Consider the following 12,376-nt stretch of genomic DNA (forward strand, 5'->3'; position numbering starts at 1 on the left):
GGACACCATCGCCGGCCTGGGGCGGCGCCCGGTTCGTAAAATGGAATGTGAGAATGACGACTGATCCACAGTGGCTGCAAGCAGCCCAGACTATCGGTATTGACTGCAAGGAACCGCCTGATGCCCTTGAACCTGAGCAGATCGGCCGGCTGCAGTACACAACGGATGTGCGCGCCCGCAATGCGCTGATAGCGGCGCTCCGCTCCGATATTGAGAATGGAAGCCTGCCGGCCGTTCAGCACGTCAAGGCTGAGCCCGTGATTATTGAGGTGCCGGTGCGGCGGTGTCCGCATGAGGGGGTTGATTACGATGCGGATTGGGGCTCATCGGTCGAAGAATGGAAAGAAATGGGGGGCCGCGTGCGGCAGCAGGAAAGCGGCGCCAGGGAGGTCGGTTACGTTGTCATTGAGGCCGCCGCCTTCGCCAAATGGACCGGCGTGCCGGAATCCAAGCGCAGCGAGTTCGTCCGGGCATGGCTGCGGCCGCTCACCGCTGCTGCCAGCGTTGTGGCAGTGGCGCCGTTGAATGTGGCGGCGGAATCGAGCTCGCCCGAGATGACGAAAGACCAGATTATCAGTTACTGGCTGGGTGAGTGCGAACGCATCGCAAAGGAAATGGAGCTGTCCTTTTGTCGCGAACACATGCCGGGCAAGAAGGCGGACTTCCTGGCCTTTCTGCATGCGATCGAACCTGAGCTGAAGAACATCAAAAAAGTAGAGAGCCTGAAACCCTACTTGAAGAAATGCGGCTTTGCCTGGCCGCGGGATGCCGGCTCGAAGGAAAGCGCCTTGCCGCTGTATGCCAAGCTATTTCCGGAACAGGCAGACGCCATCCTGAAGGCTGGCAGCGATGGAAACCCCGAAAAAGTGCAGCAACGCAAAACAGCGTAACACACTGATTTTAAAAAGATCAACTTGGGTATGGTATGGGATGCGCGCCGGCATACCGTAGATACTTCATGATCGTTCGTGATTAATGTTCGTGTCGTCTCAACTACAGGACGACACGAAATGAATCTCCATGTCATCACCCGTCCCCGCAATCTGGACACGGCCGAATGGGCCAGCGCCCTGCGGGTAAAGCCCGACACAGTGCGCCGCGCCCTGTGCCTGAAAGGGCATTACATGGGCGTCGTGCCCATAAAGCTCCCGAACGGTCGCTTGCTGTGGCCGGCTGACGCGCTCGATCGCCTGACTGCCCCGCGCAAGGTGGGGGGCAAGCAATGAATGCGCTTCTGATCCCTGAAAGCCGCGACAGGCTGATCAAGCGGTGGGCTGCGGTCATGAAGTTCCGCATCGGGCATGATGACTCTGCCATCCTTGAGCAATTGCCCAATGGCGAATGCTTCCCCGCCGACTACCCGGCTGAGCATTCCGTGCTCGCCGCTGCCGCGCTGCGGAAAGTGCTCGGGGTCGGCATTCTCAAGCTGATTCATTCCCGGTCTGCCGATCTTGGCGCATCGGTGGAAATCCGCAGCGGGGGCGGTGTCCTGATGGACCTGTGGCTGCTTGGCTATGAGTTCGCCGGCGTCGACTATCACCTGGCCCCGTTTGGCTGGGTGCTCGAACTGGCTGGGACCGCCCCTGAACGCCTGTCGGTTCTGTCGGCCCGCCTCGATATGTTGGACAACGGGGCACTACATGGAATGGCGATGCTTGCCGTGCAAGGCCTGCCGGTGCCGGATGTGTTCGAAGGGCTGCTTGAGCCTGCCCCCGCTGCGGATTCCGCCTTCTTCGATGACGTGCTGCCGGCCCTTGCACGGGATGCCTCGTCCGACGTTTCCGCACAAGGCGTCGGGCATGCGACGGACGACGACGCGGGCTTCCACGCGCTCGACGCGATCTGCATCGATGGAAACAGGCAGCGCATCGCCGTCGCATGTGACAAGCGGCGCCATGCTTGGCGGTTTCGAGGCCTGGGCTATGACTTCTGGCTGCACTTCGTAGGCGATGCGTTCGAGGGCACGGCATCGCTCGATGGCGAGCCGGGGGTGCTGGTCCGTATCTCGTGCGGCCCATCGTGGCCCATCCCGCCGGATGTCATCGCGGATCGGGTTCTGGCGGCGATGTTTGGGCCGTACTGGGCTTTGGCTGGGGGTGTCGATGATTGACGTTGCCGCAATCCTCGACCAGTTCCGCGCCGCCGCTGCAGCCCGTGGCCTGATTCTGCCGGATCGCCTGGCGGACGATGGCAAGCTGCACCGCTGCGACGTGGAAGGCGGCGCTAAGGGCAAGCGGGACGGCGCCTATCTGCTGCACACCGACGGCATACCGGCTGGCGGCTTCGAGAATCACCGTGACGGCTTGGGCTGGGAGAACTGGAAGGCAGACATCGGCCGACGGCTCACGCCCGAAGAGGAAGCAGCCCAGCGGGCACGCATCGAAGCCCAGCGCGCCGAACGCGAAGCACAAGCCAAGGCCCGCCGCGACAAGGCCCGGCGTCGTGCGAATGCCCTATGGGACAAGGCCCAGCCTGCTGCGGCCGATCACCCTTACCTGCGGCGCAAGTCGGTAGGTGCGCACGGCCTGCGCCTGGCGGATTGGTCGTTCTGGCAGGAAGGTCCGGACGGCCGCCGCACTGAAACCCGCGTGCCTGGCGTGCTGCTGGTGCCGGTTCGCAGCGTCACCGGCACGCTGCACAGCCTGCAGGCGATCTTCCCCACGGCCGTGGGTGGCCGCGACAAAGACTTCCTTCCCGGCGGCGAGAAGGCCGGCCACTTCCACCAGATCGGCGAGCTGGCCGACAGCCTGCCCCTGTGCGTCGCCGAAGGCTACGCCACGGCGGCAAGCGTTCATGAAGCCACGGGCTGGCCGGTGGCGGTCGCCTTCGATGCCGGCAACCTGGTGGAAGTGGCCCGCGCCCTGCGGGCACAGCATCCGGCCTTGCAGATGATCGTGTGCGCCGACGATGATGCGTTCGGCCGCTGCCAAGCTTGCAGCGCCCCGGTGCAGATCGCCGACGGCCCGGACTGCCCCGCCTGCGGCGAGCCGCACAAGCGAGGCAATACCGGCCTGACGCGCGCGCATGAGGCTGCACGGGCGGTCGGTGGCGCCGTGGCGGTGCCGGCCTTCGCCGATCCGGCAGCGCGATGGCAGGGCTATCGGGACACGGGCAAGGCACCGACGGACTTCAACGACCTGGCGGCCAGCTCCGACCCCGCCGAAGGGGCGGAAGCCGTGCGCCGCATCCTGAATGCCGCGTATGCCTCGATGCAGGAAGGCGAACAGCCCGATGCCTTGCCCGGCCAGGACAGCCCGGCGGATGCCGGCCCCGAGCCGGAGCAGGAAGCGCCTGCCGCTGCCGCCAAGCGCACCCGCACGCCGCGAGCAGACAAGGAGCGGGACAAGCCCGCAGCCGGGACCGGTGGCGATCTGTTCGAGCTGCGGGACGGCCCCGAAGGCCGTGGCGTCTATCGCCTCAAGGTGGAGAAGCGCGGCGACGGCTGGGACCAGGTGGAACAGTTCGTGTGCGCGCCTCTCGAAATCACGCATATGGTGCGCGACCCGAAGGGCGAGAACTGGCAGCGGCTGGCCTCGTTTGCAGACCACGACGGCCGGCGCCGCCGTGTGCTGGTGCCCGATGACCTGCTCGAAGGTGATGGCCTGTCCCTGTCGCGGCTGCTGCGCTCGCGTGGCCTGTTTGTCGGTGACAGCAAGAGCGGCTTACTGAAGATGTACGTGAACCGTTCCCGCCCTGACCCGCGCGCCCGGCTGACGCATCGGATCGGCTGGCATGAGGACGTGGAGCAGCCCGGCCGCTGGTCGTTCGTGCTCGGTGGCGACCATGACCCCATCGCCGCCGACGGGGCGGAACTATGGCTCCACGCCGCACAAGGGACGGGGCATGCCCAGTTCAAGACGGCCGGCACGCTCGACGACTGGCGAGCGAACGTCGCCGCCCTGGCGGTGGGGAACAGCCGGCTCTGCTTCGCCCTGTCGGCGGCCTTCGCGGGTGGCCTGTGCTGGCTGCATCCGAACGTGCCCGGCGGCTTCCATTGGGCCGGTGGTTCCAGCCTGGGCAAGTCCGCTCTGCTGTATGCCGCTGCCAGCGTCTGCGGCCCGTCGGCGTACCGCCGCACCTGGCTACTGACCGCCACGGCAATCGAAGGCGTGGCCGCCGGGCATTGCGATGCCCCGTTGCTGCTCGATGAGCTGAAGCAGGCCGGCAACCCACGTGACGTCGCACAGGCGGCCTACATGCTGACCAGCGGGCAGGGCAAGGGGCGCGGACAGGCTGCGGGCGGCCTGCGGGAAACGGCACAGTTCTCCCTGCTGTTCATGTCAAACGGGGAAATCGGCCTGACGCAGTTCCTCGAAGAGAGCCAGGAACGTGCCTATGCCGGGCAGGAGGTGCGCTTCTGCGAGCTGCCAGCCGATGCCGGCGCCGGTCTGGGGGCATGGGATGTCGTGCATGGTCATGCCGACGGTGCGAGATTCTCCGAAGCCCTGCAGCGGGCGGCCGCAAAGCACTACGGCACCGCATACCCCGAGTTCATCCGCCACACCATCGCCGAACGAGAAACAATGCCAGCAGAGTTCGAGGCCCTGCGTTCCAGCTTCGAGAGCAGCGCACTGACCGAGAAGGCAGGCGGGCAGGCGATCCGTGCGGCCACACGCTTCGCTGCGGTCGCCTACGCGGGCGAGAAGGCCACGCAATGGGGGCTCACGGGCTGGCAGCAGGGCGAAGCCGTCAAGGCCGCCAAGCGGCTGTTCCGCGACTGGCTGCAGGCATTCGGCGGCGAAGAGAACCGCGAGCCGCGCAAGATGGTGGAGCAGGTGCAGGCATGGGTGCAGGCGAACGCCGGCACCCGCCTGGAAGACTGGCGCCGCCCCAGCGCTTCGGATTCGCACGCGCCGCGCACCATCAACAAGGCCGGATGGCGGCGCCCGACGGCTGAAACGGCATCGCTCAACGAGAAGGATCACGTCTTCGAGTATCTGATCTATCCGACTGCGTTCAAAGCCGAACTGTGCGCCGGATTCGACTCGGTACAGGTAGCACGCGAGTTGGAACGGCAAGGCATGCTGAAGCGTGGCGATGGTCGCCACGTTGCTGTGAAAGCCCGGGAGCCTGGGGCGTCTGGCACGAGTCGGTTTTACCTGCTGACATCGGCGGTACTGAGCGGGGCATCTGATGATGAATGACTGGTCAGAATTGGGGGCGCTCTCTCCGATCGGCGATGGGGAAATCATCGCCGATCATCGCTACCCCCACGCGGCATATGGGAACAGCTGCCCGGCCGTGGGAACAGAAATAGACGCACAAGTAACTGAAAATAAAGTAATTACACAACCTGTTCCCACTGTTCCAGCTGTTCCCATCACTTTTGAAAAGGTAAAGGCTCGGCACGTTACATCACACGAATCTGATGCAGAATTTAATGCCGGGTGGATGGGTGGTCGAAGGGCTATTGCGCCAGCGTCTGGAAGGGCAGTTCAAGGCTGCAAAGTATGCGCCTGGCTTTGCCGTCCCGGATTGTCAGATGGATATTGCGGGGGGTGTCGTGATGACCTTCCACATGCCTATGGCGTGCATCATCCGTTGCGCCGACTACCTGATGATGAAGGCATCGACTGCCCGGGCTGGACGCTGCGCGAGTAGATGCCGCGGGTCCCTCTTGGGGGGTTCCTGATACGGGTAATGCGCACCGTGCCGACTCTCTAGTCTGCGGTTCTTTGCAATGGGGTTCCGGGATTTGACCCTACAAAGTATGGGAACAGTGGGAACTATGGGAACACTATAAAGAACCTCAATAACCATGCGGGTTTCCGGTCGATTGTCTGTTCCCACATTGTTTTTTTAATGTAGGAACAATGGGAACAGTCCGGCCGCCGCGCTGTTTCTGCCGTGGCCCCTGGCCTCCCGGTTTTTCGTGTCTGCTGGGGTGTGTCTGTGCCGGCTTTGGGCGGGCTGGCGTGCCTTCCTCTGCTGTAGTCCTCGCGGCGCTTGTCGGCCGCTTCCGTGGCCTGGCTGGCGGTTCCTGCATCGATTCGACGCGGCTGCATCTGACCGCCGCGGGCTTGACGGCCCAGCGCGCTGCCGGGCATCATCCGTACTGCCTGCAGACAACAGGCACGGGATTGGCGTCCCGAACAACACTGGTGGACGTGTCCGCCGCCCTGGCGGATTTTTTATGTCCTCGCGCATGTGCTGCTTGCCTATGGTGGGCCGTGTGGGAGAGCCGCAAGGCTCGCCGGTTCCAGTGTTCCGGTACGCCAATCCCGCACGCGCCCGCCACCCCTGATTGGCGTCGGGGAGCGGGATTCATACCGCAAACACTGGAGCAGCAACCATGCAACGCACTGCATCGGGCACGCACGCCCACGCGCATTCCGCGCCCACTCTTTCCCCGAGCTTCACCCCTGGCCCTTGGCGGGCAATCGGCCATCGGCAGATCGTCGGCAGCACGCCTGCGGGCCTGCCTGTCTGCGAAGTCTGGCCCGGCGGTGTCGGTGCCCAGCAGGCCGACGCCAATGAGCGGCTGATTGCCGCCGCGCCCGATCTGTATCAGGCGCTGTGCGCTGCCCTGGTCGGCCTCGTCGGTTGCAACGATGATGGGATGTTCGATGCCGAAGAGCACGCCATCCGCGCCGTGCTGTGCAAGGTCGCTGGGGATCCCGCCGCCTTCGAGCCCTTCATCCAGCCCGCGCCGACGGTCGATGCTGACTTCCCGGCCGTGCTCACCGCCGACGATGTTCGCAGCTCAGAATCCGGCTATGAGGCCAGTTGGGGCGATCGCCGCCGCCTCATGATGCTGTCGCTCACTCGCAGTAGCGAGCAGCTCCGCGTCGGCGGCGGTGGCCCGGACGTGCGCGCGCTGCTGCTGGAAATGGCCGGCGAAATCGCCGCCTACCGCGATCACCTGAAAAGCGGCCTGGATGTCGCCGAACTCGCGATCCAGCGCCTGGAAGCGGTCGCCCTGTCCATCGTGCAAGGGGGTGAAGCATGAGCACGATTCACCGCTTCGCCCTGTACCGCGCCCTGCGGCGCTTCACCGGCCCGGCACTGGCCTGGCGTTTCACATTCGGCAGGAGGGCTTGAGGATGAGCGCCGCCAATCACACCCCGCCCCGCGGGCGCCGGACGCGCCCGTCGATGTGGCTTCGCTCGCCGCTTCCGTTCTGCGGGAAGTCGCTGCCCAGCTTCTGGGGGCACGGTGCATCCGCCGCCAGGCTGCGGGCGACGATCACGCGGATCGCCTGGTGGAGCTTGCCATTGCGCACGCGGACCACTGGGCCTGCCATTTCGATGAACAGGTGCGGATCATCGAGCAGTCGGACGGGAGGTAATCATGCTTTTATCGCCTGCGTTCCCGTCCGTGCAGTGGCTTTCCACTGAACAACTCGCCGCCGCCCTGCACCTGAAACCGCAAAGCCTGCGGGCGGCAATTTGCCGCTCCGGCCACTACTTCGGGTTGCAGCCGTGCAAGATGCTGAACGGCCGCTTGCTGTGGCCTGCCGATTCGCTGGATCGCCTCGCCGCTGACGCCAGTCCGGCCGCTGGCAGCAATCTGGATTGCCCGGATTTGGCTACACCAGGGCTACACGGCACCCAGAAGCAAAAACGCCAGCCCCGGAAGACTGGCGTAACTCATTGATTTTGCTGGTGCCGGCAATAGGAATCGAACCCACGACCTTCTGATTACAAATCAGCTGCTCTACCAACTGAGCTATGCCGGCACTGGGGGCGGATTATAGCGCAAGCACAGGCACGCGGCTGCACGACATGCTTGCCTCGAAAACTGTATGGATGTACAGTCAAATTACTGGATAACCATACAGGAGACGATCATGTCCGAAACGCTGCTCACTCGCCTGCTGCTTGCTGTCGGCCTGTTGGCCGGCTTGATGCTGGGAACCGGAAATATCGCGGCAGGCATTGCGCTCGCCGTGCTTGCCGGCGCCGCGACCTGGTTGATCCGTTCGCAGAATCTGTTCCGGCCACACTGCTGACCATGAGGCGCAGATTCGGCAGCCGGGCTTTCAACGGCCGAACTTGCTTACCAGTTGCTGCAGCTTCTCGGTGCGTCGTTTCTCCGCAGCCTCGGCTTCGCGCTTTTCCTTCTGCTGCCGGGCCACTGCGGCAAAGCGTTCCTTGAGCGTCGTCGATGCATGCGTGCGCTGCTCTTCGGTCACCTCTCCGGCGGGCTGCCCATCCAGATCGAAACGCTGTTGCGAGCGCTCGACGGCCTTCAGATAGCGGGTCGAGGCGGTATACATCCGCAATGCGGCACGCAGGCTCTTGCGATCGATGTCGGGCATGCGCTCGACGATGCTGGCATCGATCCTGAGCGCCAAAGGTTTGCAATCGCGAAAAGCCGGAAACGCCTCTTGCAGGCGTTGCAGCAAGGCGCGCGGCTCGATTCGCTGCCGTGGCGCAGCGTTGCTCTCTGTTGCGGGGGCAGTGGCAGGCACATCGGCCGCGATGCTGTCTTTTTCGGTGCTCATGAAGGACAAGAACTCTTGCAGGCTGGGCGCTGTCGGTAGGGCCCAAGGATGATCAAGCTTCGCATTCTACCCGTCCAGCCGCCTCGAAACACGGCGGGGCGTCCCCCATGCGAACTGGACAAACCGGGCCCTCGCTCCCCGGTCCACATCGCAATTGCCCGAAATAGGTATTGTGCCAATCGCAGCCGGCTCACCGCAATGGAGCTTGTCCCGCAGCACGCTCGATGCAGCCAGTGGAAACGAGCCGCTTTACTCCGCTGGATCATGCACTTCGCCGCCTCAGGCTACCGATATAATCCCGTGCATCGAACCGGCCATCGGCATCCTCCATGAGCGCCCAGCGCAGCCCTTCCGAAGTCGCCCGCGAAACTCTTCGTCAGCTTGCACTGCGCCGTATGACTCCGACTCCGGACAACTACAGCAAGCTCTACCATGAGATTGCCGGTAGCCACGCCAACGACGTCACGGCACCCAAAGACTTCCTGCACAGGCTGTCGTACCGCCTGTCCAGGGATACCCCGGAGCAGCAGAAAGCAGTCCGCAAGTTCGACGAGGCCCTGAATGCGGCTGATCCGAAGATGGCGGAAGAGGCGCTGTGGCACTATCTGGACGGACTGAAAAACGTCGAAGCGCCTGCATGGAATGAGCTCATCGCCGACCTGCTCCGTTCCTGGGAGGATCGCCAGCAAGGCTGGACCATCGCACGTAAACGCGAATCCCTCGATCGTGTCCTGGCCGCATCGGAGTCCACGACACTCTACAACCGCCTGCAGGGACTGCTGCGTGGCTGGAATCAGACTCCGCTCGACCTCGCAGCGGCAGACCCGGAGCCAGCGGAAGACATCGCTGCTGTCGCCACAAGCACCAAGTCGACTGCAGTCGTATTACCGGCCGGACACGGCCGAGATCTGATCGAGAGCTTCCGCCAGCTCCTCTCATCGACCCTCCGCGATGTCGTCCCATCCTTCCTGGGCGCGCATCCGGAACTGGCGGATGAGGCTCAGCGGCTTGCCGATGATGTCGCCGTCACACTCGAAGCCGCACAGCTCGAGCAGATAGGCGCCCGCATCCGCCGCCTCGCCCATCGCCTCGAAATGACCACGGCCGATGATGCGGAAATCCGCGGCGGACTCCTCCAATTGCTGCGCTTGCTGCTTCGCAACATCGACGATCTGGTGCTGGACGACACCTGGCTGACGGGCCAGATCGAAATGTTGCGCGAACTCATCGATGCCCCGCTCAACCCCCGCAGCATCGATGACGCCGAGCGCCGCCTCAAGGATCTGATCTACAAGCAGAGCCAGTTGAAGCACAACCTCGTCGAAGCCCAGAACCATCTGCGCACGATGCTCGCCGGCTTCGTCGACCAACTCGCGAGCTTTTCAGAGAGCACCAGCACCTACCACGATCGTATCGGCACCTGCGCCCAACGCATCGCCCAGGCCAGGGACATCAATGCAATCGGGCAGGTGCTGGACGAAGTGATGCGCGAAACCCTCAGCATCCAGGACGAAGCCCGACGCTCGCGCGATGAACTGATTGCAAGCCGCCAGCAGGCGCGTGCGGCCGAAGAACGCATCGCCACGCTGCAGCATGAACTCGACGAAGTCAGCCGCTTGATGCGGCACGACCAACTGACAGGCGTCCTGAACCGCCGCGGGCTGGGGGAGATGTTCGAGGCCGAGGCCGCCCGCGCCCAGCGACGCGGCACGACACTCGCCCTTGCACTGCTCGACATCGACAACTTCAAGAAACTCAATGACGCCCATGGTCACGAAGTGGGAGACGAAGCCCTCATCCACCTCACCCGCGTCGTGCGGCACCACTTGCGCCCGCAGGATGTGCTGGCGCGTTACGGCGGTGAAGAGTTCGTGATCCTGCTGCCGGAAACCGGCAAAGCCGACGCCTACAACACGCTGACCCGGCTGCAGCGCGAGCTGACCCGCGAGTTTTTCATGACCGACCACCAGAAGATCGTCATCACTTTCAGCGCAGGCGTGACACCGGTGAATGCCGGCGAATCCATGCAGCCCGCCTTGAGCCGGGCCGACAAGGCCATGTATCAGGCCAAGCAGGCCGGGCGCAACCGCGTCATCATCGCCGAACCGAGCTGATCCAGAACGGCCTCCTTCGCCCGACCGGCTTTACGTGAATACGGATGGCGGCAGCGCACCACGGCATTTCCCCGGTGCGCCACCACTCACGAAAGCGGCGCAGGTCAGGCCAGCCCTTCCGCCTTCAGCGCCGCCTGCACGGCCGGCCGCGCTGCGACCCGTGCCTGGAACGCCGTCAGATTGGCAAAACGGGACAGATCGAACTGGATGAAGCCCATCCAGCCCAGCACCGTGAACAGATAGGCGTCGGCGACGCTGAAGTCCTCGCCCATCAAATACGCCTTGCCCGCCAGTTCCTTGTCGACGTACCCCAGCCGGCGCTCGAGGTTCGCCTGCGCCGCAGCCCGCCAGGCATCCCCGGAGGCCGGATTGAAGAACGGACTGCAGGACTTGTGCAATTCGGTGCCGATGAAGGTCAGCCACGACTGCAACTGATAGCGCGCCAGGCTGCCGTTGGCGGGCGCCAGCTTCTTCTCGGGCGCAAGGTCGGCCAGGTACTGCACGATCGCCGGCCCCTCGGTCAGCACTTCACCGCCATCCAGTACCAGTGCAGGCACATAGCCCTTGGGATTGATCCGGGTGAAGTCGGCACCGCCCGCCGTCACCTTGGTCTGGAGATCGACGACTTCCGTCTCATACGGCAGACCGAGTTCTTCGAGAACGATGTGCGGCGACAGCGAGCAGGCGCCCGGCTTGTAGTAAAGCTTCATGGCAAGGACTCCGTGGGGTGGGAAAAGCGCAGTATGCCGCAGGCCTGCGACACTGCCCACTCGTGGCCGCCATCGGCAACTCCGATTGGACCTTAGCATAAGTTTTTGCTTATATTTATGCTTTCGAACCGTCCCCGGCCCGCTTCCCTCATGCGCTCTCATCCACTTGATATTCTGCTCTCCGCATCCCTCGCCGGTGCCGCTGCGGCACGGTAAACCAGCACCGACATCCGAGGATCCTCCACATGCAACGCGCCAGAATCCAGTCCTTTTTCGACCCGGCTACCTTCACCGTGACCCACGTCGTTTCCGACCCGGCCACGCACCGGGCCGCAATCATCGACAGCGTGCTGGACTACGATCCCAAGTCCGGCCGTACCTCGCATGCTTCCGCCGACGCGGTGGTCGCCCACGTGCGTCAGGCCGGGCTGACGGTCGACTGGCTGCTGGAGACCCATGCTCACGCCGATCATCTGTCGGCCGCCCCCTACCTGAAGCAGCAACTAGGCGGCCGCATCGGCATCGGCGGCCACATCCGCCAGGTGCAGGGTGTGTTCAAGGCCGTCTTCAACGCCAAGGACATGAACACCGACGGCACTGAATTCGACTACCTGTTCGAGGATGGCGAGCATTTCCATATCGGCAGCCTCGACGCCGCGGTGATGCATACGCCCGGACACACCCCCGCTTGTCTGACCTACGTCGTCGGCGAGGACGCCTTCGTCGGCGACACCTTGTTCATGCCCGACTACGGCACCGCACGCTGCGACTTCCCGGGCGGCGATGCGGCCACGCTGTTCCGCTCGATCCGCAAGGTGCTGGCGCTGCCGCCCGAGACACGCCTGCATCTGTGCCACGACTACCCGCCCGAAGGCCGCGCACCTGCCTGGGAAACGACGGTCGCCGAGCAGCGCGACAGCAACATCCACGTCCATGACGGCGTCACCGAAGCGGAATTCGTCGCCATGCGCAGCGCCCGCGACCGGACCCTCGCCATGCCGACGCTGATCCTGCCGTCCATCCAGGTCAACGTGCGCGCCGGCAATCTTCCGCCCGCCGAGGACAACGGCGTGCGCTACCTCAAGATTCCGCTCGACCTGCTGTGA

13 protein-coding genes and 1 tRNA gene are annotated in these 12,376 nt (G+C 64.1%); 10 read left to right on the forward strand and 4 right to left on the reverse strand.

Annotated elements, in window-relative coordinates; translation table 11 throughout:
- The first annotated feature begins 53 nt into the window (after positions 1-53).
- The 6 genes from AAFL97_RS13995 (at position 54) to AAFL97_RS14020 (ending at position 6,949) form a co-directional block, all read left to right on the forward strand.
- Entirely contained in the window at positions 54-890 is an 837-nt protein-coding gene (locus tag AAFL97_RS13995; protein ID WP_341645424.1) for a hypothetical protein, read from the forward strand.
- A 120-nt stretch (positions 891-1,010) separates the two neighbouring features.
- Entirely contained in the window at positions 1,011-1,226 is a 216-nt protein-coding gene (locus tag AAFL97_RS14000; RefSeq protein WP_341645425.1) for a DNA-binding protein, read from the forward strand.
- Positions 1,223-2,110 carry a hypothetical protein gene (locus AAFL97_RS14005; RefSeq protein WP_341645426.1) on the forward strand — a complete coding sequence of 296 codons (888 nt, stop codon included), beginning with the start codon at positions 1,223-1,225 and terminating at the stop codon, positions 2,108-2,110. Before AAFL97_RS14000 ends, AAFL97_RS14005 begins: the two co-directional genes overlap by 4 nt.
- On the forward strand, positions 2,103-5,144 hold the full coding sequence (locus AAFL97_RS14010) for a DUF927 domain-containing protein (RefSeq protein WP_341645427.1): 3,042 nt from the start codon (positions 2,103-2,105) through the stop codon (positions 5,142-5,144). The genes AAFL97_RS14005 and AAFL97_RS14010 overlap by 8 nt, the downstream gene beginning before the upstream one ends.
- Positions 5,134-5,601 carry a hypothetical protein gene (locus tag AAFL97_RS14015; RefSeq protein ID WP_341645428.1) on the forward strand — a complete coding sequence of 156 codons (468 nt, stop codon included), beginning with the start codon at positions 5,134-5,136 and terminating at the stop codon, positions 5,599-5,601. Before AAFL97_RS14010 ends, AAFL97_RS14015 begins: the two co-directional genes overlap by 11 nt.
- A gap of 691 nt (positions 5,602-6,292) precedes the next feature.
- A complete protein-coding gene (locus AAFL97_RS14020; protein WP_341645429.1) occupies positions 6,293-6,949 on the forward strand; it encodes a hypothetical protein in 657 nt (218 codons plus the stop codon).
- A 108-nt stretch (positions 6,950-7,057) separates the two neighbouring features.
- Here the strand turns inward: AAFL97_RS14020 and AAFL97_RS14025 are convergent, their stop codons facing one another.
- Positions 7,058-7,243 carry a hypothetical protein gene (locus AAFL97_RS14025; protein ID WP_341645430.1) on the reverse strand — a complete coding sequence of 62 codons (186 nt, stop codon included), beginning with the start codon at positions 7,241-7,243 and terminating at the stop codon, positions 7,058-7,060.
- A 47-nt stretch (positions 7,244-7,290) separates the two neighbouring features.
- Between AAFL97_RS14025 and AAFL97_RS14030 the strand changes: the two genes are divergently transcribed.
- Complete coding sequence (locus AAFL97_RS14030; RefSeq protein WP_341645431.1) at positions 7,291-7,596, forward strand: hypothetical protein; 306 nt, start codon at positions 7,291-7,293, stop codon at positions 7,594-7,596.
- A 6-nt stretch (positions 7,597-7,602) separates the two neighbouring features.
- Here AAFL97_RS14030 and AAFL97_RS14035 read toward each other — a convergent pair.
- Positions 7,603-7,678: transfer RNA gene (locus tag AAFL97_RS14035), tRNA-Thr, on the reverse strand.
- Positions 7,679-7,789: 111 nt separating this feature from the next.
- Here AAFL97_RS14035 and AAFL97_RS14040 point away from each other — a divergent pair.
- Positions 7,790-7,951: a hypothetical protein gene (locus AAFL97_RS14040; protein ID WP_341645432.1), complete on the forward strand. Its 162-nt coding sequence runs from the start codon at positions 7,790-7,792 to the stop codon at positions 7,949-7,951.
- A gap of 30 nt (positions 7,952-7,981) precedes the next feature.
- Here the strand turns inward: AAFL97_RS14040 and AAFL97_RS14045 are convergent, their stop codons facing one another.
- Positions 7,982-8,446 (reverse strand): ProQ/FinO family protein, encoded by a 465-nt coding sequence (locus AAFL97_RS14045; protein WP_341645433.1) that lies wholly within the window; start codon positions 8,444-8,446, stop codon positions 7,982-7,984.
- Between the two features lie 329 nt (positions 8,447-8,775).
- Here AAFL97_RS14045 and AAFL97_RS14050 point away from each other — a divergent pair, with 329 nt between their 5' ends.
- Entirely contained in the window at positions 8,776-10,560 is a 1,785-nt protein-coding gene (locus AAFL97_RS14050) for a GGDEF domain-containing protein (RefSeq protein ID WP_341645434.1), read from the forward strand.
- A gap of 104 nt (positions 10,561-10,664) precedes the next feature.
- Here AAFL97_RS14050 and gstA read toward each other — a convergent pair whose 3' ends face one another.
- Entirely contained in the window at positions 10,665-11,270 is a 606-nt protein-coding gene (gene gstA / locus AAFL97_RS14055) for a glutathione transferase GstA (protein WP_341645435.1), read from the reverse strand.
- A gap of 245 nt (positions 11,271-11,515) precedes the next feature.
- Here gstA and AAFL97_RS14060 point away from each other — a divergent pair, with 245 nt between their 5' ends.
- On the forward strand, positions 11,516-12,376 hold the full coding sequence (locus AAFL97_RS14060; RefSeq protein WP_341645436.1) for an MBL fold metallo-hydrolase: 861 nt from the start codon (positions 11,516-11,518) through the stop codon (positions 12,374-12,376).

The organism is Thauera sp. SDU_THAU2, assembly GCF_038260575.1.
GTDB lineage: Bacteria > Pseudomonadota > Gammaproteobacteria > Burkholderiales > Rhodocyclaceae > Thauera.

Bases quoted from the DNA above. Each gene is read 5' to 3' on its own strand.
- AAFL97_RS14010 (WP_341645427.1), top strand. From the start codon at position 2,103: ATGATTGACGTTGCCGCAATCCTCGACCAGTTCCGCGCCGCCGCTGCA.
- AAFL97_RS14045 (WP_341645433.1), bottom strand. From the start codon at position 8,446: ATGAGCACCGAAAAAGACAGCATCGCGGCCGATGTGCCTGCCACTGCC.
- AAFL97_RS13995 (WP_341645424.1), top strand. From the start codon at position 54: ATGACGACTGATCCACAGTGGCTGCAAGCAGCCCAGACTATCGGTATT.
- AAFL97_RS14040 (WP_341645432.1), top strand. From the start codon at position 7,790: ATGTCCGAAACGCTGCTCACTCGCCTGCTGCTTGCTGTCGGCCTGTTG.
- AAFL97_RS14015 (WP_341645428.1), top strand. From the start codon at position 5,134: ATGATGAATGACTGGTCAGAATTGGGGGCGCTCTCTCCGATCGGCGAT.
- AAFL97_RS14025 (WP_341645430.1), bottom strand. From the start codon at position 7,243: ATGGCAGGCCCAGTGGTCCGCGTGCGCAATGGCAAGCTCCACCAGGCG.
- AAFL97_RS14030 (WP_341645431.1), top strand. From the start codon at position 7,291: ATGCTTTTATCGCCTGCGTTCCCGTCCGTGCAGTGGCTTTCCACTGAA.
- AAFL97_RS14000 (WP_341645425.1), top strand. From the start codon at position 1,011: ATGAATCTCCATGTCATCACCCGTCCCCGCAATCTGGACACGGCCGAA.
- gstA (WP_341645435.1), bottom strand. From the start codon at position 11,270: ATGAAGCTTTACTACAAGCCGGGCGCCTGCTCGCTGTCGCCGCACATC.
- AAFL97_RS14020 (WP_341645429.1), top strand. From the start codon at position 6,293: ATGCAACGCACTGCATCGGGCACGCACGCCCACGCGCATTCCGCGCCC.
- AAFL97_RS14050 (WP_341645434.1), top strand. From the start codon at position 8,776: ATGAGCGCCCAGCGCAGCCCTTCCGAAGTCGCCCGCGAAACTCTTCGT.
- AAFL97_RS14060 (WP_341645436.1), top strand. From the start codon at position 11,516: ATGCAACGCGCCAGAATCCAGTCCTTTTTCGACCCGGCTACCTTCACC.
- AAFL97_RS14005 (WP_341645426.1), top strand. From the start codon at position 1,223: ATGAATGCGCTTCTGATCCCTGAAAGCCGCGACAGGCTGATCAAGCGG.